The following is a 24,278-nucleotide window of genomic DNA, read 5'->3' on the forward strand; positions in this document are numbered from 1 at the left end:
GCGGCGGGAGACGGCTCGTCGGGATATGGCTCGGCGGGAGACCGTTCCTGTACTCGGGTCCTGTACCCGGGGCCTCTGTACGGGCTCTCTGCGCGGGTCCTTTAGCCGGGAGAGCGCCCCCCTTTCTTCGAAGCCGGGGCTCTGCCCCCGGCTCGCTCCTCCGCAAAGCCGGAGGGGCTGAATCCTGCCCGGCAGCCCCCCGTGGTGGTGGGCGACCGGGCCACCGCGACGGCATGGAGGCGGACATGGGCAAGTTGGACGGGCGCGTTGTGCTCATCACGGGCGCCGCGCGCGGGCAAGGGGAGCAAGAGGCACGGCTGTTCGCCGCCGAGGGGGCGAAGGTGGTGCTCGCGGACGTGCTGGACGAGGCGGGTGAGGCCGTGGCCAAAGATATCGGCGAGGGGTCGGCCCGGTACGTACACCTGGACGTGCGCGACGAGGCGGAGTGGACGTCCGCCGTGGCCGAGACGAAGGAGGCGTTCGGGAAGCTGGACGGGCTCGTCAACAACGCCGGAATCCTGCGCTTCAACGAGCTGGCGAACACCCCGCTGGAGGAGTACCTGCAAGTGGTGCAGGTCAACCAGATAGGTGCTTTTCTGGGGATGAAGTCGGTGGTGCCCGAGCTGGAGGCGGCGGGCGGCGGGACGATCGTGAACACGGCCTCGTACACGGCGGTTACGGGCATGGCGCTGCTGACCTCGTACGCGGCGACGAAGGCCGCGATCGTCGGGATGACCCGGGTCGCCGCGATGGAGCTGGCGGCCAGGGGCATCCGGGTCAACGCCGTCTGCCCGGGGGCCGTCGACACCCCGATGACCAATCCGGCGCAGCTCGATCCGGGGGCGGACGCGGAGGCGTCGGAGGCGGCCATGGCGGAGCTGTACCGCAAGGTGGTGCCGATGGGGCGGATCGGGCGGCCGGAGGAGGTGGCCAACCTGGCACTGTTCCTGACCTCGGATGACTCCTCGTACATCACGGGGCAGCCGTTTGTGATCGATGGTGGCTGGCTGGCCGGAGTGTCTCTGTTCTGAGCCCGCGTTCTGGGCCTCCCTCAGCCAGCTATCTGATGGGTCGTCAGGTATTGACGACTACCCTGCTCGGTGCCACAGTCGACCGTGATCCGACATCTGACGGAGCGTCAGGAATAGAGCGGGGCGACCCCCGCACCCCTGGAGGAGAGAACCTTGGAATTCGGGCTCTTTGTGCAGGGATACGTGCCGGCCCGGCGGGCGCAGGCCGATCCCGAGGCCGAGCACCACGCGCTGATGGAGGAGACCGAGTACGTCATCCAGGCGGACAAGTCCGGGTTCAAGTACGCCTGGGCCTCCGAGCACCACTTCCTGGAGGAGTACTCCCACCTCTCCGCCAACGACGTCTACCTGGGCTACCTCGCGCACGCGACGGACCGCATCCACCTGGGCTCGGGCATCTTCAACCCGCTGCCCCAGGTCAACCACCCGGTGAAGGTCGCCGAGAAGGTGGCCATGCTCGACCATCTCTCGGGCGGGCGCTTCGAGTTCGGCAGCGGACGCGGAGCGGGCAGCCACGAGATCCTCGGCTTCATACCGGGCGTCACCGATATGAACTACACGAAGGAGATCTGGGAAGAGACGATCGCCGAATTCCCCAAGATGTGGCTCCAGGACGAATACCAGGGCTTCGAGGGGAAGTTCTGGCAGCTGCCGCCCCGCAAGATCCTGCCGAAGCCGTACGGGAAGTCCCACCCCGCCATGTGGTACGCGGCCGGGTCCCCGTCCTCGTACGCCATGGCCGCCAAGAAGGGGCTGGGCGTACTGGGGTTCAGCGTGCAGAAGGTCGCGGACATGGAGTGGGTCGTCGACTCCTACAAGTCGGCGATCAAGGAAGCCGAGGCCATTGGCGACTTCGTCAACGACAATGTGATGGTCACCTCCACGGCGATCTGCGCCGAGACTCATGAGAAGGCCGTCGAGATCGCCGTCGGCGGCGGGCTCAATTACCTTCAGTCCCTGCTGTTCCGCTACCACGACACCTTCCCGCGCCCGGAGGGGATTCCGGAGTGGCCGGAACTGCTCCCGGAGTACAGCACCGAGATCATCGAGCTGCTGATCGCCGAGGAGCTGATGATCTGCGGCGACCCGGACGAGGTGTTCCGGCAGTGCAAGCGGTGGGAGCAGGCGGGGGCGGACCAACTGTCCTTCGGGCTGCCGATCGGGATCTCGTCCGAGGACACGCTGAACACGATCCGCCTGATAGGTGAACACGTGATCCCGAAGATCGATACGGACCCTGTGCACCGGACGACGCGGTTCCGGCAGTCGTCCGGTTCCTGACACCGCTGAGTGACAACACCCACGGACGCCGGGACGGCGCCTCCCGGAACGCCGTCCCGGCACCTTCGCCGACGCCTGCGGGGCGCGGACGGGGCAGTGAGGCCCGGCAGGGCAGACGGGCAGCGAAGCCCGGCACCGGGGGCCAACGAGGGCCGACGGGGCCAACGCGGCCGACGAGGACCAACGGGGCCAACGAGGACCGACAAGGGCCAACGGGAACCAACAGCGAGGCGACAGAGAAGAAGGGGACCTGACGCATGCTCGACCACCTCATCCGCGCAGCGACCGTCGTGGACGGAACGGGCGCTCCCGCACGCGTGGCGGACCTGGGCATCCGCGACGGCCGGATCGCGGTCATCGCGGAGCCGGGCACCGTCACCGAGGAGGCCCGTACGAGCGAGGACGCGGCCGGCCTGGTACTGGCGCCCGGATTCGTCGACCCGCACACCCACTACGACGCCCAGCTCTTCTGGGACCCCTACGCCACCCCGTCCATGAACCACGGCGTGACGACCGTCGCCGGCGGCAACTGCGGATTCACCCTCGCCCCGCTCAACCCCGCCCGCCCCGGGGACGCCGACTACACGCGGCGCATGATGAGCAAGGTCGAGGGCATGTCCCTGGCCGCGCTGGAGGAGGGCGCGCCCTGGACCTGGTCCGGCTTCGGGGAGTACCTGGACGCCCTGGACGGGCGGACCGCCGTCAACGCGGGCTTCATGGTCGGGCACTGCGCGCTGCGCCGGTACGTCATGGGGCCGGACGCCGTGGGCGGACAGCCCGACGAGAAGCAGCTCGCGCAGATGCTCGAACTCTTCCACGAGGCGATGGACGCGGGCGCGTGGGGCCTGTCGACGACGCAGTCGGCCACCCACTCCGACGGCGACGGGAAGCCCGTCGCCTCCCGGCACGCCCTCCCCTCCGAACTCCTCGCGCTCTGCCGCGCGGTCGGCGAGCACGAGGGGACGCAGATCGAGGCGATCGTGGCCGGGTGCCTCGACCAGTTCGCGGACGAGGAGATCGACCTCCTCGTGGACATGACGGCCGCCGCTGGCCGCCCCCTGAACTGGAACGTGCTGACCATCGACGCCGCTGTCCCCGAACGAGTGCCGCGTCAGCTCGTACCCAGTGAGCGGGCCCGCCGGGCGGGCGGCCGGATCGTCGCGCTGACGATGCCGATCCTGACCCCGATGAACATGTCCCTGGGCACCTTCTGCGCGCTGAACCTCATCCCCGGCTGGGGCGACGTCCTCGCCCTCCCGGTGCCCGAGCGCATCGCGAAGCTCCGCGAACCGGACGTACGGGCCGAGATGCTGCGCCGCGCCGACAGCAAGGAGGCCGGGGTCTTCCGCCGGCTGGCGAACTTCGACCGGTACGTGATCGGCGACACCTATTCGGCGGCCAACGAGGGTCTGAGCGGACGGGTGGTGCGCGACATCGCAGCCGAACGCTCCCAGGAACCCTTCGAGTGCCTGGTGGAGATCTGCGCCGCCGACGATCTGCGCACCGTCCTGTGGCCGATGCCGGCGGACAACGACCCGGACAGCTGGGAGCTGCGCCGCCGCACCTGGGAGCACCAGGACGTCCTGCTCGGCGGCTCGGACGCGGGCGCCCACCTGGACCGGATGTGCGGGGCCCCGTACACCACGCGCTTCATCGGCGACTGCCTGCGCCGCCGGAAGCTCGTACCGCTGGAGCGGGCCGTTCAGATGCTGACGGACGATCCGGCCCAGCTGTTCGGGCTGCGGTCGCGCGGCCGCATCGAGGAGGGCTACCACGCGGACCTGGTGCTCTTCGACCCCGACCGGATCGACGCCGGCCCGGCCACGCTCGTCCACGACCTGCCGGGTGACAGCCCGCGGCTGGACTCGCGGGCGCTGGGCATCGTGAGCGTCCGGGTGAACGGGGTGGAGACGATCCGCGACGACGTGGTGACGGGTGCGGTGCCAGGGGTGGTGCTGCGGTCGGGGCGGGACACGCGGACGGTGGATACGCGGGTGTGACGGTGCTCGACGGGGCTACGGACGCCCCACGTGGTCCTCGATACCGTCGAAGATGTCGGCGTCCGTCTCGCGCTGCCAGTCGGGTAGGTCGGCGTAATCTGCGACGTATCCGGGCTTGGGGTCTTCGAAATGCTTGAAGATCTGGGCAATCCAGCAGGTCGCGATGTAGTGGCCGCGCTGCTCGCGGGTGAGTTTCCGCGCGGCCCCACCGCTGATCTCGATGAACTGGCGTACCTGTTCGTACACGGCCGCAGCCGCTGCCCGCTCCCAGTCCGGGGTGCTGTCCCAGGGCGTGATGTAGCCGGGCTTGGGCTCGCCGGGGTAGTGCTTGGTGACTCCCGCGATCCATGCCTCGCGGAAGACGCGCCCGTTGTCGTTGCTCAAGATGCTTTCCTCTCGGCTGAGTCAGATGGCTGAATCCAACTCCGTAATCCGGTCATTGAGATCACTTGCACGTCGGTCGGACAGGAACGGGACCAGCCTCGGCTGCAAGCTGCGCAACCTGCGTGCGACATAGCCTGATGCGCTCTGCCGGGCGAGTTCAAGGGCGTCTCCGGCATATCCGATGATCTGGTCCACGTCGCGCCGCTGGGCTCCCAGGAGGGCGAGGTCCGTGAGCACGCTTCCTCGGCGTCGCCTGGAGAGGTTCATACTCAATGCCTCGGTCAGGGCCCCCTCCGCCAAATCGGGCCGCCCGAGCCGCACGAAACAGGTACCGCGTTCCTCGGCGAGGCGGGACCCGTCGAAGCGCAGCCAGCCACCGTTGTGCATTCCTCGACTGAGGCTGTGGACATCCTCGGCCTGGTCCAGAGCACGCTTACAGGCGTCCAAGTCCCCTATACCGGAGTATGCCTCGGCCTGTACTGCCGCCACCCAGTGGCGCGTGGACAAGGCGGTGTTCCCGCGTTCAGCGACAGCACGAGCCGCTTCCAGCAGGGGAACTGTCTCCTCATACCTCTGGTCGCCGTGCAGGCCGATAAAGGCGTGCCGGGTCAGTGCGCAGGCCCATAGGTCCGGATTTCCCGCCTCCTTCGCGGCGCTTGCCGCGAGGGTGTAGCAGTACGCCGCTTCGGTATAGCGGCTGCCGTCGAACAGGACTTCGCCGGCGAGTTGGAACAGGTCTCCGGCCTCCTGGCTCAGCTGTTTGCGAGTCGATTCAGTACCGGCGCTGCGCAGGGCGGTAGCCAGCGAGGTGGCCTGGTCGCGTACGAGGGGATACACGGACCGTTTGGAGGAAGCCAGTGAATACACCTGCCACAGGTGCTCGTTCATCGGCCGGTACCCGTGATCACGGTCGGCGGCATCCACTGGGAGGGGTAGCGCGGGGGCTGCCGCCGTCACGGTCATCAGCTGGAGAAAGTCTCGTCGGATCACGTCGTCAAGGTCACCGCCCTTTGTCTCGGCCACAGCTGCGGGTGCGGTTGAATCCGGCTGCAACAGCTTGTCAAACTCTGAAGGAGCCGCCCTGAGCAGGCGGGCCAGCTTGGGCCACAGGAACGCCCGGGGGCTCGCCTCGCCGCGTTCCCACCGGCCGATGGACGTGCGGTCCACACCGAGCGCGTCAGCCAGTTGTTCCTGGCTGTAACCGCAGACCTTCCTGCGGTGTACGAGTCGATCACGTCTGGCTCCCATGGCCAGCCCTCCCGGCTGTGACATTGCGGCAGCTCACGGTAATGGATGCGGCGGACGTGCGGCAGAACTCCGGTAGTTCTGCCGTGGCCCCCGCACGCGCTTGGGCCTTCACTGGTCCTCGTACCCGGCCCACCACGAGGGGCGGCGGAGATGGCTGAACGATCCGGACCGAACCCGTCGCCACCGGGGGGAGACCGAGGGGCGCCAGGGCTGCTCCAGCCCTCCCCTCCGGGGCCACGGGCGACGCCGGGCCGTCATACGGAACCCGAGAGGACAGGGGAAGGAAATGGCACAGCTCGACGAGCAGACCGCACTGGCGGCCCAGGTGGGCAGCCGCATCTTCGCGGATGAACCGCAGTACCACGTACCGGATTTGGCAGAGCGTTTCGCCTACAAGAAAGACCCGGGGTCCAGCGACACCAACCATGAGTACGACTCCATCCGCGTCTGAACCAGGGTGCTCCGGTCCGGGACGCCGACCGCGTTCCGGACCGGACCGACCCGCTTCCCCCGAGGACCGACCGTGTTGAAGCTGCATATCAACCCGCAGATTCCGGCTGGAACGTGGACATGGAACGGAGCCCGTTTGGAGTCCGGCCGGTCATGGATCGAACCGCTCGCCCACCCCGCCCTGGATACGCGCACGGTGGCAGACAGGTCTACGGGGGCCGCGTTCGTCACGGTCCGGGAACTGCTGCCGGATCGCGAGGAACACGGACGCCGTCCCGTGGCCGAACTGCCGACAGACGGGTACCACCGCCTCCTGGACGAAGCCCGCCGATGGCCGCTCGACTTCATCATCGTGGAGACCGCCAAGACCGGACGGGTGACCCTCAGCGCTGGAACGCACGGCATCGCACCCGTCTATCTCACGGTCAACGCCGGTGCGCTATGCGGCTCGTGGAATATGGCCGACAGCGCGCGCAGCCTGCAGGCTGTGAGGCTCGATGTGGTCGAAGTGACCCGCCTGCTGGCCCTGTGGTTCCGCTACACCCACCGCACCAGTTTCACCGGCCTGTACCGGCTCACCGAACGAGCGACCGCCGTCTTCGACGGCCGGTCACTCTCCTTCCGGATGCCCGGGCCCGCGCTCCATTCCGCTGCCCGCACGCTGCGCGAAGACGCCGATGTCCTGGTCGCTTACGAGGAACTGCTGGACGGTGTCCTGGGCCGGCATGTCTTCGACCCGGACACTACGGCCGCACACCTGTCCGGCGGCATGGACTCCGCTGTCACCGGTACTCATGCCTCTCTCCGTTACCCCGGGCGCATCCTGTCCTCCGCCATGCTGCTGCCCGGGCCCGGCGGTGTACAGCAACGCCGACGCCGACGGGAAATGATTCATCACGCCGGCTTCCGCGCGGACGTGACCACTGACGCAGATGCCCTCGGGCCCCTGCACCCCATGGGGCGCCGGGCGCTGGGCGGTTTCGTCAATCCGTACGAGGAGCCGTACCACGAGGCGACCACCGCCCTGGTGGAAGCGCTCGACGCGCATGGCGTCCGGACAGTGATCACTGGCATCGGCGGGGACGAGATGCTGGCAGTCACGCCGAGCGAAGTGCCGCGCTTGCCGATCGGCCCCGCCCACCGTTCAACACCCTGGCTCGGTCATGTCGCCCGCGAAGTTCTCCGCGACGCCGAAGTCGACACCGCTCCGCCAACGGCAGTCAACGAAATGACCCTGCTGGCGCTGGCCTCCGCCGCGCCGCTGCTACTGAAGGCGCGGATGTGGCCTGTCCACCCCTTCGCGGATCCCGCGATGATCCGCTTCGGCGAGTGGCTGCCCCGCGCGTGGCGCTCTGACAAGGCCCTGCACCGCAGACGCCTCGCCCACCTCGGTTTCTCCGATGATGTGGTGCGCCCCCAACAACCCGAGAACTTCACCGACGTCATGCACAAGGCCCTGCGCGAGAACATCCCGGCACATGCCGATCGCATCCTCAGCGACGGCTCGCCGCTCATCGACGCCAAGCTGATCGACCCCGACGCCTTCGCCGAAGCCATCCGCCGCATCCGCGGGGGCACAATCCTGGAGACGGACGACCGACTCGCCGATGTCGTCGCCGCCCACCTCGCCGCCCGCAGTGCTCACTCGTGACCCGCCCTGGAGAGAGACCGTGTACGTCATGCGCCCGGCTACCCGAGCCGACGTTCCCGCCTACGCCGCCCTGATCCGCGACCGCGCCGTCTGGATGGTCCGGCGCGGGCTGGAAGGCGGTGAGGAACTGCCCGAGCGTGCGGACGAGATCGCCGCCCGAGCCGCCGACGATCGCACCCCGGTCTGGGCGATGACCGATCCCCACGGACGTCTGGTCGGCTGCACCAGCCTGTATGAGGAAACCCCGCAGTGGGGCTGGACCGACGCGGAACGGGGCGAATCCGCCCTCTTCCTCGCCACCACCTTCACCGACCCCGCCCGCCGGGACGAACGCCCCGGCGCGCTGATCGCCTGGTGGGCGCTCGGACACGCGGCCCGCGCGGGCAGGGAATGGGTACGACGCGGGTGCGGCCACGCGGGACTGGTCCGCTATTACCGGGATGTGCAGGGTTTCCATCTCGTCCACACCACCGAACGCCACGGTCACGCGGCCTACCTCTTGGCGCGCAAGGCCGAAGAGCTCTCCGACCTGCCAATCCGGTCAGCGTGATCGTCTGACCTGCCCTCTGCCCCCTTGCCGCAGCAGTCTTCGGAGCCCAGCCCAGCCCATCCCGACCACGGGCACCCCTTCTCGAATGCCGTACGGGCCGATGACGGCCAGGGAGGCCCCCCGTCGCCCTACGCCCGCTTCGATGCCCGTACCAGCAGCACCACCCGTACGTTCGCGAACCATTCCACCCGCGCCGGGCGGTAGCGGTCCCACAGGAGGTCTTCCGTTCGTGACGGCATGCTGTCCGTGCCGTCCCCGCTGCGGTCCGTCGATACCACCCAGATGCGGTGGAAGTCCTGTGCGCAGGGCTCCGGGTCCCGGCAGTCGTCGGGGGCGTAGCGGCCCAGGCGGCGGGCGGAGTGGCCGGTGAAGACGTCTGCCGGGAGGGCGCGGGGGGTCAGGTGGCGCAGCTCGTATGCGATGGCCCGCGGCTCGGTGCCGTTGCCGCTGTAGGCCAGGCCGTCGCCGGGGCGTGACCGGTCCATGACCATGGTTGCCGCCCGTCGGAAGTCCGGTTCGCCCGGGTGGCGGCGGACCACGTGGTGGGTGTGGTCGAGTGCCGAGCACGCCGCCAGCAGCGGTACCAGTGCCACCGCGACGGCGGCCGTCGAGCGGCGGCGGGTGATGTGCGGGCCGAGTATCCGTACCGCCCCGTACGCCGCCAGCAGCGCCCAGGCGGGGAGGGTGAAGAGCAGATAGTGCTGCTGGGAGAGGTGGAGCTCGCCGGTGGTCAGCGCCGTGACGGGCAGTGGCAGCAGCGCCCACCAGACGAGCGGTCCGATCCGTTCGCGGCCCGCGACCAGGGCCACCAGCGCGCAGCTCAGCGCCACCGCCGCCACCACCGGCGAGCCGAAGAGCAGATACGGCATCGCGACGATGCCCCGCCATCCGGTGGCGTTCCAGCCGACCTGCCCGGTCTGACCGCCGTTCACGCCGAGCGCCACCAGCGGCAGTACGGGCAGCAGGGCGCAGCACGCCGACACCGCCCACGCCCCCGTCCGGCGGCCCGCCCGCGCGAGCGCCCAGTGCGCGGGAAGCACCGCCGCCGCTGCCGGATGGGAGAGGACGGCCAGCGCCGTGCCGACCCCGTACAGCAGCCAACGGACCGGCCCCGGCCGGTCCAGGGCCCGTAGCAGCGCCCAGGTCGCGGCTACCGCGAACAGCGCCGCGAAGGCGTACGGGCGAGCCTCCTGCCCGTACCGCGCGACACTCGGCGTCAGCGCGAGCAGGACGCCCGCGACCACTCCCGTACGGGCGTCGAACAGCCGCCGTCCCAGCAGTACGGTCAGGCCGCCGACCGCCCCCATGGCGAGGGCGGACGGGAGCCGGAGCGCGGTGGCGGAGTCGCCCGCCAGGGCGATCCAGCCGTGCGTGAAGAGGTAGTACGGGGCCAGCAGGGCGTCGGTGTGGTGCAGCAGCCGCGACAGGTCGGCGTGCGGGAGCGTCGCCGCCCACCACGCCGCGTACTCGTCGTGGTCCAGCGGCCGCTGCCCGATGCCCCACAGGCAGACGGCCAGGACGAGCAGCGACACCAGGGCCGGCGGCAGGCCCCGCAGGAGCCGGGCGCGGACCGGCCCTGTGGGCGCGCTGCCCCGCCTGGCCCCGGCGGCCTGGGCGGGCACACCGGGCAGCGGTTCCCGCGCGAGGACTACGAGCCCGAGCCCCTCGTCCTGCGTCTGTTCCGTGCTGAGAGGCACCCGCTCGCCGTTCTTCTGTTCCGTGCTGTCTGTGCTGTCTGTGTTGTCCGCCGCCGGCCCCGCGCCGTCCGGCACTTCCGTGTCGACCGCCGTCTCCTCCCGGGCGCTCACTCCTCCCGGCCGAGGAAGATCGGGTTCGTCAGCGCCGCCATCGCGCCGGGCAGCCCGGACGCGCCGCCGTCCGCCGGGGCATGGCGCACCTCGGCCCGTACGTACGCCGCGTACGAGGCCGTGGTCCGCCACTCCACCGTGCCCGAGCCGGAATCGGGCAGCGGGGCGGTGAAGAGTTGGCCCTGGTCGGTGACGAAGGCAGCGGTGCAGCCGGGTGCGCCCGAGACATCGAGGCGCACGGTGATCTCGGTGTCGTGGCCGACCTCCAGGCGTCCGCCGATGCCCGCGTGGGCGCCCCGGCCGCCCGTCGCCGTGAGTTTCAGGTCGACTTTCGATGACTCGCAGATCCAGCTGCGGCCCGCCCGGATGCCCTCCTGGATGGCCGTACGGGAGAGGTCGTCGGCGAGGACCACCGTCTGCGGGAGGCCGACGGCGTCGGGTTCGCGGTGGGCGTCGCTGTTGCCCATGGCGGGCAGCCACGGCCGGCGGTGGCGGACCGAGGCGACGAGGGTGTTGTCCCACTCGGCGATGGAGACCTCGTCGTCGGGGGTGAAGGGGCCGTTCCAGACCTCCACCGCGTCGGCGTCGTTGAAGCCGAACTTCCAGCCGCAGCCGATGCAGGTCGCGTGCGGATGGGCGGGTACGACCAGGCCGCCGGCCTGCCGGATCTGGCGGGCGAAGCGGCCGAACGCGTTGTCGCGGGCGCGGTAGCGCCAGTCGATGAAGGCGCCGGGCTCGGTGCCCAGCGCCACGACGTGGCCATTGCGCGTGGTGATCTCCTCGCCGGTGAGGATCAGCAGGTCGTCACCCCACAGGCCCTGCCAGGCGCCGTGCGCGGAGGTGGTGTTGTGCTCGGTGGTCGTGATCCAGTCGAGGCCCGCCGCGCGGGCCGCCGCGGCGATCTCGGCGGGGGTGCGCTTGCCGTCCGAGTAGACGCTGTGCAGATGGTTGTCGCCCCGGTACCACGTTCGGCCGCGCCCTTTAGCGCGCTGCGGCGGATAAACCTGTTCGGGGGTGTCACCTGTCGGCCCGTACCGCAGCGTGATCGTCACGCTGTACTCCAGGCCCGTCGGCGCGACGGTGTACGGGCCGAGCGCGACGTGCCAGGTGCCCGCCCGTACCGGCCCGGGGAGGTAGCCCGGGGTCGCCTCGGTAGCGCTGATCGCGAATTCCGTGCGCGCGCCGCCCGACCAGCCGCGGAAGCCGCGCCCGCCGAGCGCCGTGCCGCGCTCGTCGAAGATGCCGATGTCGCAGGCGTTGCCCTGGGTGCCGGGCGGCACGGCGGGTTTGTCGTATGTATAGGACACGGCGAGCTCGCGGACGCCGGGCGGCACCTCGACGGGCAGATAGACGAAATCGGGTGCGCCGGTCGGCAGATGACCGGTCACGCGGCGGACCTCGTCGGCGCCGGGGGCGCGGTCGGCGGCTTGGGCGAACTTCACGGGATCGAGCGTAATTGCGCCGGTGGCGCCCGCGATAGCCGCGAGCTTGAGAACGTCGCGCCGTTGCATACGGGCCCCTTGCGTCGGACCGCGCCGGCCCGGGTCGGGCGGCGCCGGAAGTGTCGCGAGGACACCGTTGTACGCCCGGGTGGCGCGCGGGGGAACGGGCCCGGGACGGCGAGTTGCCATCCGGAGGGGGGCGCGTGGTCCGGGTGACCGGACGCCGCCGGCCGGTCTCCGGTGGTGTGGCGGCCGGGTGTCCGGGACAGGTCTTCCGTGCGTTCCTCGGGCGTACCGTGAACGCGGCGCCCATGGCTGCCGTTCCCCCTGTGACGGAGGTGTTTCAGTGCGGATCGCCACCACGATTTTCCTGACCGATGAGACGATCAGCCCGGTACGGCTCGCGCGCGAGCTGGAGCAGCGCGGTTTCTCCGGTCTCTATCTCCCCGAGCACACCCATATACCCGTCAGCCGCGACACCCCGGCCCCCATGGGGGAGCCGCTTCCGCGCGAATACGGGCGCTCCCTCGACCCGTTCGTCGCCCTCGGCCAGGCCGCCGCGGTCACCGAACGGCTCACCCTGGGCACCGGGGTCGCGCTGGTCGCCCAGCACGACCCCATCGACCTGGCCAAGCAGGCGGCCACCCTCGACTTCCTCTCCGGCGGCCGTTTCACGCTCGGCGTCGGATACGGCTGGAACGTGGAGGAGGCCGCCGACCACGGAGTGGAGTGGTCCACCCGCCGGGAGCTGACGCGGGACCGGATGGCGCTCATGAGGGCGCTGTGGGCCGCGGAACCGGAGGGTTACGAGGGTGAGTTCGCGTCCGTACGGGCCAGTTTCGCGCACCCCAAGCCGGCGACCGCGCCGCGCGTACGTGCCGGGGCCAAGCCGCTGACCGGGCCGCGGACGCTGATCGGCGGCGCGGCCGGGCCGAAGCTCTTCGCGCATATCGCGGAGTACGCGGACGGCTGGCTGCCCATGGGCGGCGGCGGTCTGGCGGAGACGCTGCCGACGCTGCGGCAGGCGTGGCGGGACGCGGGGCGCGAGGGGGAGGGGCCGCAGGTCGTGCCGTACGCGGTGCTGCCGTCGGAGGGGAAGCTGGCGCGCTACCGGGATCTGGGGGTGGCCGAGGCCGTGCTGCAACTGCCCGCGGAGGGCGAGGCGGAGGTGCTGCGGACACTGGACGAGTACGCGCGGTATCTGTGACGTTCGCGGGGCGGGCGCGGCCTGGGGAATCCGTACGGTTCGCGCCCGGCCGGAACCGCGCCCTCCCATACCTGGAGGGCGCCTCCGCCTGACGTGATCAGCTCCACACAAACGGCACGCCCGTCGCCGCCGCCCTGTCAGTGCTCGCTCGTATCCTCAAGGGATGACTTCGAGCGCGCAGGTACCCGACCAGGCCGCACCGACCGCCAACGCCATGCGTCGTGCGCTCAAACGGGCCCGGGACGGGGTGGCCCTGGACGTCACCGAGGCCGCCGTGCTGCTTCAGGCGCGCGGCGCGGACCTGAAGGACCTCACCGCCTCCGCGGGCCGGGTGCGCGACGCCGGCCTCCAGGCCGCGGGCCGCCCCGGCGTCATCACGTACTCGCGCAGCGTCTTCATCCCGCTCACCCGGCTCTGCCGCGACAAATGCCACTACTGCACCTTCGTCACCGTCCCCGGCAAGCTGCGCCGCGCGGGACACGGGATGTTCATGTCCCCCGACGAGGTCCTCGACATCGCTCGCCGCGGCGCCGAACTGGGCTGCAAGGAAGCGCTGATCACGCTCGGCGACAAGCCCGAGGACCGCTGGCCCGAGGCGCGCGAGTGGCTGGAGGCCGAGGGGTACGACGACACCATCGCGTACGTACGGGCCATGGCCATCCGCATCCTGGAGGAGACCGGGCTCCTGCCGCACCTCAACCCCGGCGTCATGTCCTGGACCGACCTCCAGCGGCTCAAGCCCGTCGCCCCCTCCATGGGCATGATGCTGGAGACCACCGCCACCCGCCTGTGGTCCGAGCCCGGCGGGCCGCACTACGGCTCGCCGGACAAGGAGCCGGCCGTCCGGCTGCGCGTCCTGGAGGACGCCGGCCGCTCCAACGTGCCGTTCACGAGCGGCCTCCTGATCGGCATCGGGGAGACGTACGAGGAGCGCGCCGAATCCCTCTTCGCGCTGCGCAAGACGGCCCGCGCCTACCACGGCATCCAGGAACTGATCATCCAGAACTTCCGCGCCAAGCCGGACACCGCGATGCGTGGCATGCCGGACGCCGAGCTGGCGGACCTGGTCGCCACCGTCGCGGTCGCCCGGCACATCATGGGCCCCGCCGCCTGCCTCCAGGCCCCGCCGAACCTGGTGGACTCCGAGTACGCGCTGCTCATCGAGGCCGGCATCGACGACTGGGGCGGCGTCTCGCCGCTCACCGTCGACCACGTCAACCCCGAGCGCCCCTGGCCGCGGATCGACGAGCTCGCCGAGCGCTCCGCCGCCGTCGGCTTCGAGCTGCGCGAACGGCTCGCGGTCTACCCCGAGTTCATCCAGCGCGGCGAGCCCTGGCTGGACCCGCGGCTGCTGCCGCACGTGCGGGCGCTGGCGGACCCCGAGACGGGCCTCGCCCGCCCGGACGCGGTGGTGGAGGGCCACCCGTGGCAGGAGCCCGACGAGGGCTTCTCGCTGGGCGCCTCCGGCCGTACGGACCTGCACCACACCATCGACACCGAGGGCCGCACCAGCGACCGGCGCGACGACTTCGACGATGTGTACGGCGACTGGGAGGCGCTGCGCGAGGCGGCGGCGCCCGGCATGGTCCCCTCCCGCATCGACGCCGATGTGCGCTCCGCGCTGTCGGTCGCCGCCGACGACCCGACCCGGCTCACCGACGACGAGGCGCTGGCGCTGCTGCACGCCGACGGCCCGGCGCTGGACGCGCTCTGCCGCATCGCCGACGACCTGCGGCGCGCGACCGTCGGCGACGAGGTCACCTACATCGTCACCCGCAACATCAACTTCACCAACGTCTGCTACACCGGCTGCCGGTTCTGCGCCTTCGCCCAGCGCCGCACCGACGCCGACGCGTACACCCTCTCCCTCTCGCAGGTCGCCGACCGCGCCGAGCAGGCGTGGGAGGTCGGCGCGACCGAGGTCTGCATGCAGGGCGGCATCCACCCGGACCTGCCGGGCACCGCCTACTTCGACATCGCGCGGGCGGTGAAGGAGCGCGTGCCGGGCATGCACGTCCACGCCTTCTCCCCGATGGAGATCGTCAACGGCGCGAGCCGCACCGGCATGTCGATCCGCGAGTGGTTGGCCGCGGCCAAGGAGGCGGGCCTCGACTCCATCCCCGGCACCGCCGCCGAGATCCTGGACGACGAGGTCCGCTGGATCCTGACCAAGGGCAAGCTGCCCGCCGCCACGTGGATAGAGGTCGTCAAAACAGCGCATGAGCTGGGCATCCGCTCGTCCTCCACGATGATGTACGGGCATGTGGACCAGCCGCGCCACTGGCTGGGGCACTTCCGGACGCTGGCGGAAATCCAGCGGGAGACGGGCGGTTTCACCGAGTTCGTCACCCTCCCCTTCATCCACACCAACGCCCCCGTCTACCTCGCGGGCATCGCCCGCCCCGGACCCACCACCCGCGACAACCGCGCGGTCACGGCCATGGCCCGGGTCCTGCTGCACCCGCACATCACCAACATCCAGACCAGCTGGGTCAAGCTCGGCGCGGAGGGCGCGGCCGAGATGCTGCGCTCCGGCGCGAACGACCTCGGCGGCACGCTGATGGAGGAGACCATCTCCCGGATGGCCGGTTCCTCCTACGGTTCGTACCGCTCGATCCAGGACCTCGTCGCCATCGCCGACGCCGCGGGCCGCCCGTCCCGCGTCCGTACGACGACCTATGGGGAGGTGCCCGAGGAGCGGCAGACGGCGGCGCACGCCTCCGACGGCCACTTGCCGGAGCTGCTGCCGGTGCTGGGGGATTAGCGGCGGTTACGGTTCCGTTGCCGGTCACCAACTGGCCGGAAACCGATGGGTGCATAAGGTGTGCGGATGTCTTGGCCGCAGAACCCTCAACAGCCCGATCAGCCCCAGAACCCACAGCAGCACCCACAACAACCGCCGCAACAGCCTTCGCAGCCGCCTCAGCCTCCGCAGCAGCCGCAAGGATTCGGCCCGCCGCCCGCGTGGGGGCCGCCGGGCGGTGCGGGAGGCGGTCCCGGCGCGGGTGCCCCGGGTGCCCCTGGTGCCCCGGTGGGGCCGAGTGCTCCGGTCGGGCCGGGCGCTCCGGCGTACGGGGGCCAGGGGACCGGCGCTCCTGGCCCCGGCGGACCGGCGTACGGTCATCCGGGCCCCGGCCCCGGCGGCCCCGCGTACGGCCCTGGCGGCCCCGGCGGCCTCGGCCCCGGTGGTCCGGGTCCCGGGTCTCCGCCGCCCGGCCGTAACAGCAAGAAGGGCCTGCTCGCGGCCGTCGGCGCGGTGGTGGCGCTCGCGGTCATCGGCGCCGGGGTGTTCCTGCTGACCAGCGGCGGCGACGACAAGAAGTCCGATGAGGCCAAGGACAAGCCGAAGTCGTCCGCCTCCCAGGCCCCGCCCGGCGGTAAGGGCCCGTCGGGCGCGCCGTCGGGCGACCCCGCCGATGTTCCCGACGGGAAGCCGATGGTCACGGGCTGGCAGACGCAGACCTACGATCAGCACCACTTCCGCTACGACGTGCCCGGCAAGGCCGAGAAGTGGCAGACCATCGCGCCGGAGACGGCCATCTCCTACAACGACGAACAGGGCAGGCCGATCGTCGTGATGACCGGCACCGCCAACTACCGCCAGGGCGGCTGCGCCTCGTCCGCGAACCCCAAGGCGATCGGTGAGGCGGGAAAGGGCCAGCTCGCCACCGTCGGCACCACGGGCGGCGGCAAGCAGGGCACCCTCCCCGAGAACGCCCGCAACTGGGCCGGGAACTGGGGCTTCGCCGCCTATGGCGGCCCCGGCAATAAGCCGAAGGTGAAGGTGGGCCCCGCCAAGCCCTGGAAGCACAACGGCATCGACGGTTACACCGCCACCGCCGAGGTCACCATCGCCAACCGCGCGAGCACGTGCGTACCGGCCACCGCCGTCGTGCACAGCATCGCCCAGAAGCTGCCGGACGGCAGCTTGCACGGTTGGGTGATCTACGCGGACCAGGGCGTTCCCAACGCCCTGGCCAAGGACCAGATCGCCAAAATCATGGAAACGGTCCGCCCGACCGCCCCCTGACCGCCGCTCACCTGCTCCGGAGCGACCGTCCCGGAGCGGGCGGCCGACGGCGACCGCGCCCGGCGGCGCCGCAGCCGGTATCGGTGCTGTCGCCCCTGCTCGCGACCGGAACTCAAGGCGCGGGATCCGGTGCTCGGGATCCGAGCGATCCCATTGGAACGGTGAGGGAAGATAACCCTCCTTCCCTACCCCAAGTGGGCGTCGGGCCAGGAGAGATGACTTCGAGTGATCGAGTCGCCACGGAGAGCTGCGAGCGTGTACGGTGCGCTCAAGAAAGCGACCCCCGGAGGCGTTGGCGCGCCTGTCGGGGGTCTGTCCACGAGAGATCTAGATGGGATCCCCATGGCTTCCCCAGACTTTAGCGCCAACGAGTCCGCGACGGACCTCCGCCCCCGGATGGCGGCGGTCGGTTTCGGCAAACGCACCATTTCCGGCCAAGGCCCTCGCCGAGCCGACGACTTCTCGCACCTGCCCAGGCGAGAGGCGGCCATCGCCTCGTACATCGACCGGGTGCCCGACGGCACCTGCATCTCCATCAAGGCGCTGGCCGCGCAGCTCGACTACGGGCAGTGCGCCCTCGGCACGGCGCTGCGGCGGCTGGCGCTGGAGGGGCATCTGAGGCGGTTCACGGAGCGCTTGGAGGGCGGGAAGCACGTCACCCGCACGTACTTCTCACGGGTGCCGCGCAGCGACGCGTGGTGGGCGGCCTACCAGCGCGGGCAGGACATGGACGGCTGGCAGGAGCCGCAGGCCCGGCCCGAGTTCGTCCCCGAGGCGGAGAGCGTTCCCGTCGCCGAGGTGGTCGTGGAGACCGTGCCACGGGCGCAGCGCGCGTACGGGCTGCTGGCGCGGCTCGGCCAGGAGGACCGCCGGCTGATGCTCTCCGCCGCCGAATGCCGGGTGCTCCAGCCGCTGGTGGAGGAGTGGCTCCGGCGCGATCTGTCCGGCGTGTACTTCACGACGCAGATGGTGTCGGGGCTGCCCCCTGATGTGGCCGCACCCAGGCGGTTTCTCGAAAAGCGCATCGAGATGAAGATGCCACCCGTACGAGAGATGCCCCGCCGTACGCCGTTGATCCTTGAGTGTGTCGTCTGCCGACTCCCCGGCCGGGTGGACGCGCTGGCGGGCGGCGTGTGCGAGAGCTGCTACGGGGGAGTGGAGGGCACGCCTCCGCCGGTGCGGGACGGGGTGGTCGGCGGCGGTCCGGCAGTGCCGGATGGCCGGGCGGTGGCGGGCGGCCATCCGGCACCAGGTGGTAAGGCGGTCGCGGGCAAGGCGGCTTTGGGCAAGGCGGTCGCGGGCAAGGCCGCTTCGGGCAAGGCCGTCGCGGGCAAGGCGTTCTCGCGCTGGGTGGAATCGCTCCCGGACAAGGCCCTCCTGAACCAGGCGGCCGTGGATTCGGCCGGCCTGGACCAGGAGGCGCTGGAACGCGTCAACGCCTATGTGCACCGGCGCGCGGACGGCATCCGCAGCGCCATGCGCGAAAGCCGGGCCCGCTCCCAGTGACGCGGGAGCGCCCCGGTGCCGACCGCCACCCGAGGCCCGCTATCCCCCCTCGTTCTCCGTCTCGTGTTGCAGGATGCACTGCTGCCAGCGCGCCAGGGCTTCCTCTCGGTCGCCGCCGTTCTCCTGAGTCGCCGAGATGAGGGCGTCGGCGGCCATCGCGGCCAGCCGGACCGCGATCCGGGAGACATCGCGGGCGTCCAGCGGCAGCAGGAGCTCCACCGCGCCGTCGCTGTCGTCCGCCAGGGCGCAGGCGACGACGGCCATGGTGATGCGGTCACTCTCGAACGAGTCGGACATACCCAGAGCATGCCCACATGAGGGCCCGCTGATCGTCCGGGCGCGCTGTCGCCCGTAGCGCGGATCGGCCGGAAGCGAACGTCGGCGGTCCGTTAAAGTGCTGAGCCGGTTCGGTACCTGACAAGTGCCGGACGTACGTCGTACGGCTGGCCATGGCCGACGGGACCAGGCCACCAGAACCAGGCCGGCGGAACGAGGCCGACGCAAGGAGGCGAAGGCGTGAGCACGAGCGCAGCGACTGCCATATGGGGCCGCGTCGAGCAGCAGGACTTCCGCAGCCGGGTGCGCGGCGCGCTGCTCGGCGGTGCGATCGGGGACGCCCTGGGCGCGGGCATCGAGTTCAACTCCCTGGCCGACATCCGCGCGAAGCACGGCACGGAGGGCGTCACCGACTACGTACCGGCGTACGGGCGGCGCGGCGCCGTCACCGATGACACCCAGATGACGCTCTTCACGGTGGACGGGCTGATCCGGGCCCAGGTGCGGCGCGACACGGGTGCCTGGCACCCGCCGACCGACGTGCACCGCGCCTACCTGCGGTGGGCGGCCACCCAGTGCGACTGGGGGCCCGACGAGCGCAAGCCGGACGCGGGCTGGCTCGCCCGCGAGGAGTGGCTGTACGCGCAGCGCGCGCCCGGCCGCGCCTGCCTGTCGGGGCTCGGCGACGAGACGATGGGGACGGTGGAGCAGCCGAAGAACCCGGACTCGAAGGGGTGCGGGGCCGTGATGCGGTCCGCGCCGTTCGGGCTGCTGGTCGGCTGGGAGCCGGAGCTGGTCTTCCAGCTCGCCGTCGAATGCGGCGCGCAGACCCACGGGCACCCCACCGGCTATCTGGCGGCGGGCGCCTTCGCCGTCATCATGCACGGCCTGGCGCGCGGCGAGTCGCTGGACGGTGCGGTGCAGCGGGCGCTGGCCCTGCTCGCCGCGCGCCCCGGCCACGAGGAGACGACGGAGGCGCTCAAGCAGGCGCTGGGGGCCGTACGGCAGGGGCTGCCCTCGCCGGAGCGCGTCGAGTCGCTGGGCGAGGGATGGACGGCCGAGGAGGCGCTGTCGATGGGCCTCTACTGCGCGCTGGTCGCCGAGGACGTACGCCATGGGCTGCTGCTGGCCGTCAACCACGGCGGCGATTCCGACTCCACGGGCTCCATCTGCGGCAACCTCCTCGGGGCCATGCACGGCGAGACGGCGCTCCCGCCGAGCTGGCTCGCGGAGCTGGAGGGCCGGGCCACGGTGCTGGAGCTGGCGGACGACTTCGCGATGGAGATGACGCAGGGCGCGGCGCTGCACGGCCCGGCGGGTTCGACCCCGGCGTGGCTGGAGCGGTACCCGCGCGCGTAGGGCAACTCGCGTACGTACGTACGGGCCGTCCCGTCCGCCCCGGGCGACCCGGCCCGGCTGCCGGCCGCCACCGGTCGTGGTGGTCCAGCGCGGATCGACGCGTCCCAGCCGAGCGTCTTGCCCGTCGGCCGGCGGCAGCGTGAGGGGAAGCGGAGCCGCCCTGGGCGGACTGCCCTCCCAGGGCGGCCCGCCCCACGGCGGGCTATTCCGACGCCGTCGCCACCGTGCGGTCCACACGGTCCTGTTCGGGCGTAGCGGTCGCCGCGGCTCCGGCGTCGTCGTCGGTGTTGATCTTCTCGATGACGGCGTCGCGCTCCGGGGTGTCCTCCGGCCTGATGAAGCCGATGAGGATGAAGAGGACCAGCGAGGTCGCCACCGGGGTCACGATCTGCACCTGGAGCGAGAGGCCGTCGATGCCGTAGTTCGTCAGCCAGAAGCCGAAGAGGCCCACGGCCCAGCTGATCAGGGCCGCGGTCGGGCCGGATTTACGGAACGGGCGCAGGAGCCCCAGCATGAAGGGGATCGCGATCGGGCCCATCAGCCCGGCCACCCACTTGATGACGATGGTGATGATGTCCTTGAAGGCGGGCGAGTTGACCTGGGTGGCGATGGCCATGGACAGCGCCAGGAACGCCACCGTGGTCACGCGCGCCGCGATCAGACCGCTCCGCGACGTCCACTGCCGCGCCCTGCGGGAGAGCACGGGCGCGATATCGCGGGTGAAGACGGCGGCGATGGCGTTGGCGTCGGAGGAGCACATGGCCATCGTGTGGGAGAAGAAGCCGACGACGACCAGGCCCAGCAGGCCGTGCGGCAGGAGCTGTTCGGTGAGCAGCGCGTAGGAGTCCGAGGCGTCCGGCTTCTTGGTGTGCACCAGGAGCGGCGCCACCCACATCGGGAAGAAGAGGACCACCGGCCAGACGAGCCACAGGGTCGCCGACAGCCAGGCGGAGCGCCTGGCCTCGCGGGCACTGGAGGTGGCCATGTAGCGCTGCGCCTGGTTCCACATGCCGCCGTTGTACTCGAAGGTCTTGATGAAGAGGTACGCGAGGAGGAACGTCACCGTGTACGGGCCGGCGGTCGGGTGCGTGTGGCCCGCCGGGAGCTTGTCCCATACGTTCCACAGCGCGCTCACCCCGCCGAGCTTGCTCAGCACGGTGACGAGCATCGCCACCCCGGCCAGCAACTGGATGATGAACTGCCCCAGTTCCGTCAGCGCGTCCGCCCACAGGCCGCCGACCGTGCAGTAGACGGCCGTGATGACGCCGGTGACGACGATCCCCTGGTTGAGGGAGGCCCCGGTGAAGACGGACAGCAGGGTCGCGATGGCGGCCCATTTGGCGCCCACGTCCACGATCTTCAGCAGCATGCCCGACCAGGCGAGCGCCTGCTGGGTGGGCAGGTTGTAGCGGTTCTTGAGGTATTCGAGCGGCGAGGCGACGTGCAGCCGTGAGCGCAGCCGGTTGAGGCGGGGCGCGAAGAGATTGGCGCCGATGGCGATGCCGACGGCGATCGGGAGCGACCAGGTGACGAAGGAAGTGATGCCGTACGTATAGGAGATGCCCGCGTAACCGGTGAACATCACGGCGCTGTAGCCGGACATGTGGTGCGAGATGCCGGAGAGCCACCACGGCATCTTGCCGCCGGCGGTGAAGAAGTCGCTCACGTCGCCCACGCGCTTGTGGGACCAGACGCCGATCGCGACCATCACGCCGAAGTATCCGACGAGTACGGCCCAGTCGAAACTGTTCATGCCCCCTCCAGGGGTCCGCCTTGTGAACGGGAACGCGCTTCGTCAGTACGTCCGTTGAGGCGGCGCCCCCGTACGGGAGCGGGGGGCTTCCGGGATTGAACCGCTTGTTCGGGCGGCCGGTCAAGGGTGTTCACGGTCAGGGATGTGAACGCAGGTCAGAAAGCAGAACGATTTTGCTCGTTCTTGACCTTCTGGGGCGTTGTCCCGAACGTGACCCCGGCCACACGATGGGCGGGCACTTCGTCAGTGGCAATCCGTCATCAGTGGTGATCCGTCAGTCGGCCGGGCATGCGGCGGTGCCGTACGGGACGCGGGATCCGGTGCGGCCGGAAGCGTGGAGAGGAGGGGGAGGGGTGCGGCTGCGCGTGGACCGCGCGGCCCTCGACGGCTGTCCGCCACCAGCGGTCAGCGCATCAATTCACCGGCGTTGACCAGCAGCGACTGGCCGGTGATCGCGCGCGCCCGGTCGGAGGCCAGGAAGACCGCGGCCTCCGCCACGTCCCCGTCCGTCGCCAGCTCCGGCAGCGCCATGCGGTCGGCCAGCCGGCGCAGCACGTCGGACTCCGGGACGCCCTCGTCCAGTGCGGCGTACTCCACGTACGCGCGTACCGGCGGACCCCACATCCAGCCGGGCTGCACGGTGTTCACCCGTATCCGGTGCGGGCCCAGCTCGCGGGCGAGCGAGTACATGGCCGACACGAGCGCGCCCTTCGAGGCGGCGTAGGCGGCCTGCCGTACCTCGGTGGGGGCCGCGACCGAGGACTGGGTGCCGATCAGCACGACCGAGCCGCCGCGCTCCTTCAGGGCGGGCAGGCAGGCGCGGGTCATGCGCAGCGCGCCGAGCAGGTTCACGTCGAGCACGCGCTTCCAGGCGTCGAAGTCTGCGTCCTCCAGTCCGCCGAAGTGGCTGTCCAGGGCCGCGACATGGACGAGGGCGTCAAGGGTGCCGAACCGCTCGACGGCGAGCGCCGCGAGGGCCGCGCACTGCTCCTCGTCCGCCACGTCCGTCGCCAGCCAGGCGCTGCGCAAGCCGTCCGGGTCCAGTTCGTCGGCGCATTTGGCCAGTTGGGACTCGGTGCGCGCGCCGAGTGTGACACCGGCCCCGTCGCGTACGCACGCCGCCGCCACCTGATGTCCGAGGCCGGCGCCGACGCCGCAGATCACGACGGACTTCCCGCTCAGTGGCATGGGTGCCTCCCGACTCGCGACACACGATATGACGGGCAGTCAGGTTAAAGGTTCCGGAGGGAGAATGGCAGAGGGCGTGAGAGGTGTGACGACCATCCTCATCTGACGCAGCATCAGCTATAGCTGTGCCATGACAGATGACACCGACAGCGAGCTCTACGGACGGCTCGCCTCCACCGGCCCGTACGGCGTGCGCCCCGGGCACGCGCTGATCACCATGGTCGAGCCCCACCCGGGCCACGAACACGCCTACAACCGCTGGTACGAGGACGACCACTACATCGCCGGGGCGATGGCGATGCCCTGGATCTACGCGGGCCGCCGCTGGGTCGCCACCCGCGATCTCCAGCTCCTGCGCCACCCGCGCGAATCGGCCGTCGCGAACCCCGTCACCGCCGGCTGCTATCTCTCCACCTACTGGATCACCGAGGGCCGCTACGACGACCACATGCGGTGGACCGTCGGCATCAACAAGCGGCTGAACCGCGACGGCCGCGTGCACCAGGACCGTACGCACGTCTTCACGGCCTTCCAGGACCACGAGGCGACCGTGTACCGGGACGGCGCGGACGGTCCGCGGGACTTCCACGCGCTCGACCATCCGTACGCCGGGCTCGTCATGGAGGTCATCGACACGGCCGAGCCCGGGCAGCGGGCCGGGCTCCTCCAGTGGCTGACCGCCGACCACCTGCCCAAGCGGCTGGCGGGCTCACCGGCCGCGATGGCGACCGTCTTCCGGCCGACTCCACTGCCCGGCGACCGCATGTCGTACGTGAAGCAGGTCGAGGGCGTCGACACCCGGCTGACCCTGCTGTGGTTCCTGGAGCGCGACCCGCGCGATTGCTGGGCCGGGCTCTTCGACGGGCTGGGCGCCGAGGTGGCGGCGGCCGGGCTCGGTGCCCGGGTGGAACTGGTCGCGCCCTTCATACCGACGGTTCCCGGTACGGACCGCTACGTGGACCAGCTCCGGTAGCCGTATGCCGTACGGGCCCCGCCCCGGGGGGGGGGGGGGGGGGGGGGCCGCGGGGGGGGGGGGGGGGGGGGCGAGGAAATAAGGCCACCAACACGGAGTCACCCACGGAGGGAACCCACCCAGCCGGGGAGGAGGGCAAGC

At 70.9% G+C, this 24,278-nt stretch carries 19 protein-coding genes; 12 read left to right on the forward strand and 7 right to left on the reverse strand.

Annotated elements, in window-relative coordinates:
* Positions 1–245 precede the first annotated feature (245 nt).
* The 3 genes from AC07AB_RS25180 to AC07AB_RS25190 all read left to right on the forward strand — a co-directional run bounded on the left by AC07AB_RS25180 (position 246) and on the right by AC07AB_RS25190 (position 4,312).
* Positions 246–1,031 (forward strand): SDR family NAD(P)-dependent oxidoreductase, encoded by a 786-nt coding sequence (locus tag AC07AB_RS25180; RefSeq protein ID WP_478570777.1) that lies wholly within the window; start codon positions 246–248, stop codon positions 1,029–1,031.
* A gap of 153 nt (positions 1,032–1,184) precedes the next feature.
* Positions 1,185–2,312 (forward strand): LLM class flavin-dependent oxidoreductase, encoded by a 1,128-nt coding sequence (locus AC07AB_RS25185; RefSeq protein ID WP_478570779.1) that lies wholly within the window; start codon positions 1,185–1,187, stop codon positions 2,310–2,312.
* A gap of 257 nt (positions 2,313–2,569) precedes the next feature.
* Positions 2,570–4,312, forward strand: a complete 1,743-nt coding sequence (locus AC07AB_RS25190; protein ID WP_478570781.1) for an N-acyl-D-amino-acid deacylase family protein — start codon at positions 2,570–2,572, stop codon at positions 4,310–4,312.
* Positions 4,313–4,327: 15 nt separating this feature from the next.
* Here the strand turns inward: AC07AB_RS25190 and AC07AB_RS25195 are convergent, their stop codons facing one another.
* Together AC07AB_RS25195 and AC07AB_RS25200 are read right to left on the reverse strand one after the other, a co-directional pair.
* Complete coding sequence (locus AC07AB_RS25195; protein WP_478570783.1) at positions 4,328–4,696, reverse strand: hypothetical protein; 369 nt, start codon at positions 4,694–4,696, stop codon at positions 4,328–4,330.
* A gap of 21 nt (positions 4,697–4,717) precedes the next feature.
* A complete protein-coding gene (locus AC07AB_RS25200; RefSeq protein ID WP_478570786.1) occupies positions 4,718–5,944 on the reverse strand; it encodes a helix-turn-helix transcriptional regulator in 1,227 nt (408 codons plus the stop codon).
* Between the two features lie 286 nt (positions 5,945–6,230).
* On the opposite strand from AC07AB_RS25200, the gene AC07AB_RS25205 reads away from it, so the two are divergent.
* The 3 genes from AC07AB_RS25205 (at position 6,231) to AC07AB_RS25215 (ending at position 8,595) form a co-directional block, all read left to right on the forward strand.
* The gene (locus AC07AB_RS25205) at positions 6,231–6,395 is read left to right on the forward strand and encodes a hypothetical protein (protein ID WP_478570789.1); all 165 of its coding nucleotides are present in this window, start codon (positions 6,231–6,233) and stop codon (positions 6,393–6,395) included.
* A 72-nt stretch (positions 6,396–6,467) separates the two neighbouring features.
* Entirely contained in the window at positions 6,468–8,045 is a 1,578-nt protein-coding gene (locus AC07AB_RS25210; protein WP_478570791.1) for an asparagine synthase, read from the forward strand.
* A 28-nt stretch (positions 8,046–8,073) separates the two neighbouring features.
* Positions 8,074–8,595, forward strand: a complete 522-nt coding sequence (locus tag AC07AB_RS25215; protein ID WP_478570794.1) for a GNAT family N-acetyltransferase — start codon at positions 8,074–8,076, stop codon at positions 8,593–8,595.
* Between the two features lie 128 nt (positions 8,596–8,723).
* Here the strand turns inward: AC07AB_RS25215 and AC07AB_RS25220 are convergent, their stop codons facing one another.
* A complete protein-coding gene (locus AC07AB_RS25220) occupies positions 8,724–10,403 on the reverse strand; it encodes a glycosyltransferase family 39 protein (protein ID WP_478570797.1) in 1,680 nt (559 codons plus the stop codon).
* Positions 10,400–11,914 (reverse strand): CehA/McbA family metallohydrolase, encoded by a 1,515-nt coding sequence (locus AC07AB_RS25225; RefSeq protein ID WP_478570799.1) that lies wholly within the window; start codon positions 11,912–11,914, stop codon positions 10,400–10,402. Before AC07AB_RS25225 ends, AC07AB_RS25220 begins: the two co-directional genes overlap by 4 nt.
* Before the next feature lie 277 nt (positions 11,915–12,191).
* Between AC07AB_RS25225 and AC07AB_RS25230 the strand changes: the two genes are divergently transcribed.
* The 4 genes from AC07AB_RS25230 (at position 12,192) to AC07AB_RS25245 (ending at position 18,588) form a co-directional block, all read left to right on the forward strand.
* Complete coding sequence (locus AC07AB_RS25230) at positions 12,192–13,052, forward strand: TIGR03619 family F420-dependent LLM class oxidoreductase (protein ID WP_478570802.1); 861 nt, start codon at positions 12,192–12,194, stop codon at positions 13,050–13,052.
* Between the two features lie 163 nt (positions 13,053–13,215).
* Entirely contained in the window at positions 13,216–15,816 is a 2,601-nt protein-coding gene (locus AC07AB_RS25235; RefSeq protein ID WP_478570805.1) for a bifunctional FO biosynthesis protein CofGH, read from the forward strand.
* Positions 15,817–16,083: 267 nt separating this feature from the next.
* Entirely contained in the window at positions 16,084–17,082 is a 999-nt protein-coding gene (locus tag AC07AB_RS25240; RefSeq protein ID WP_478570808.1) for a DUF8017 domain-containing protein, read from the forward strand.
* Between the two features lie 342 nt (positions 17,083–17,424).
* A complete protein-coding gene (locus tag AC07AB_RS25245; protein WP_478570811.1) occupies positions 17,425–18,588 on the forward strand; it encodes a hypothetical protein in 1,164 nt (387 codons plus the stop codon).
* 39 nt (positions 18,589–18,627) lie between these two features.
* Here the strand turns inward: AC07AB_RS25245 and AC07AB_RS25250 are convergent, their stop codons facing one another.
* Entirely contained in the window at positions 18,628–18,885 is a 258-nt protein-coding gene (locus tag AC07AB_RS25250) for a hypothetical protein (RefSeq protein ID WP_478570814.1), read from the reverse strand.
* 219 nt (positions 18,886–19,104) lie between these two features.
* Between AC07AB_RS25250 and AC07AB_RS25255 the strand changes: the two genes are divergently transcribed.
* The gene (locus AC07AB_RS25255; protein ID WP_478570817.1) at positions 19,105–20,223 is read left to right on the forward strand and encodes an ADP-ribosylglycohydrolase family protein; all 1,119 of its coding nucleotides are present in this window, start codon (positions 19,105–19,107) and stop codon (positions 20,221–20,223) included.
* 202 nt (positions 20,224–20,425) lie between these two features.
* Here AC07AB_RS25255 and AC07AB_RS25260 read toward each other — a convergent pair whose 3' ends face one another.
* Both AC07AB_RS25260 and AC07AB_RS25265 read right to left on the reverse strand, forming a co-directional pair.
* Entirely contained in the window at positions 20,426–21,976 is a 1,551-nt protein-coding gene (locus AC07AB_RS25260; RefSeq protein ID WP_478570820.1) for a sodium:solute symporter family protein, read from the reverse strand.
* A 405-nt stretch (positions 21,977–22,381) separates the two neighbouring features.
* Positions 22,382–23,164, reverse strand: a complete 783-nt coding sequence (locus AC07AB_RS25265; protein ID WP_478570823.1) for an SDR family oxidoreductase — start codon at positions 23,162–23,164, stop codon at positions 22,382–22,384.
* Positions 23,165–23,294: 130 nt separating this feature from the next.
* Between AC07AB_RS25265 and AC07AB_RS25270 the strand changes: the two genes are divergently transcribed.
* Positions 23,295–24,137 (forward strand): hypothetical protein, encoded by an 843-nt coding sequence (locus AC07AB_RS25270; protein WP_478570826.1) that lies wholly within the window; start codon positions 23,295–23,297, stop codon positions 24,135–24,137.
* The last annotated feature ends 141 nt before the right edge of the window (positions 24,138–24,278 follow it).

The sequence above is a fragment of the Streptomyces sp. NPDC044033 genome, assembly GCF_056434425.1.

Bases quoted from the DNA above. Each gene is read 5' to 3' on its own strand.
- AC07AB_RS25180 (WP_478570777.1), top strand. From the start codon at position 246: ATGGGCAAGTTGGACGGGCGCGTTGTGCTCATCACGGGCGCCGCGCGC.
- AC07AB_RS25190 (WP_478570781.1), top strand. From the start codon at position 2,570: ATGCTCGACCACCTCATCCGCGCAGCGACCGTCGTGGACGGAACGGGC.
- AC07AB_RS25200 (WP_478570786.1), bottom strand. From the start codon at position 5,944: ATGGGAGCCAGACGTGATCGACTCGTACACCGCAGGAAGGTCTGCGGT.
- AC07AB_RS25205 (WP_478570789.1), top strand. From the start codon at position 6,231: ATGGCACAGCTCGACGAGCAGACCGCACTGGCGGCCCAGGTGGGCAGC.
- AC07AB_RS25215 (WP_478570794.1), top strand. From the start codon at position 8,074: ATGCGCCCGGCTACCCGAGCCGACGTTCCCGCCTACGCCGCCCTGATC.
- AC07AB_RS25225 (WP_478570799.1), bottom strand. From the start codon at position 11,914: ATGCAACGGCGCGACGTTCTCAAGCTCGCGGCTATCGCGGGCGCCACC.
- AC07AB_RS25235 (WP_478570805.1), top strand. From the start codon at position 13,216: ATGACTTCGAGCGCGCAGGTACCCGACCAGGCCGCACCGACCGCCAAC.
- AC07AB_RS25245 (WP_478570811.1), top strand. From the start codon at position 17,425: ATGGCTTCCCCAGACTTTAGCGCCAACGAGTCCGCGACGGACCTCCGC.
- AC07AB_RS25250 (WP_478570814.1), bottom strand. From the start codon at position 18,885: ATGTCCGACTCGTTCGAGAGTGACCGCATCACCATGGCCGTCGTCGCC.
- AC07AB_RS25260 (WP_478570820.1), bottom strand. From the start codon at position 21,976: ATGAACAGTTTCGACTGGGCCGTACTCGTCGGATACTTCGGCGTGATG.
- AC07AB_RS25265 (WP_478570823.1), bottom strand. From the start codon at position 23,164: ATGCCACTGAGCGGGAAGTCCGTCGTGATCTGCGGCGTCGGCGCCGGC.
- AC07AB_RS25270 (WP_478570826.1), top strand. From the start codon at position 23,295: ATGACAGATGACACCGACAGCGAGCTCTACGGACGGCTCGCCTCCACC.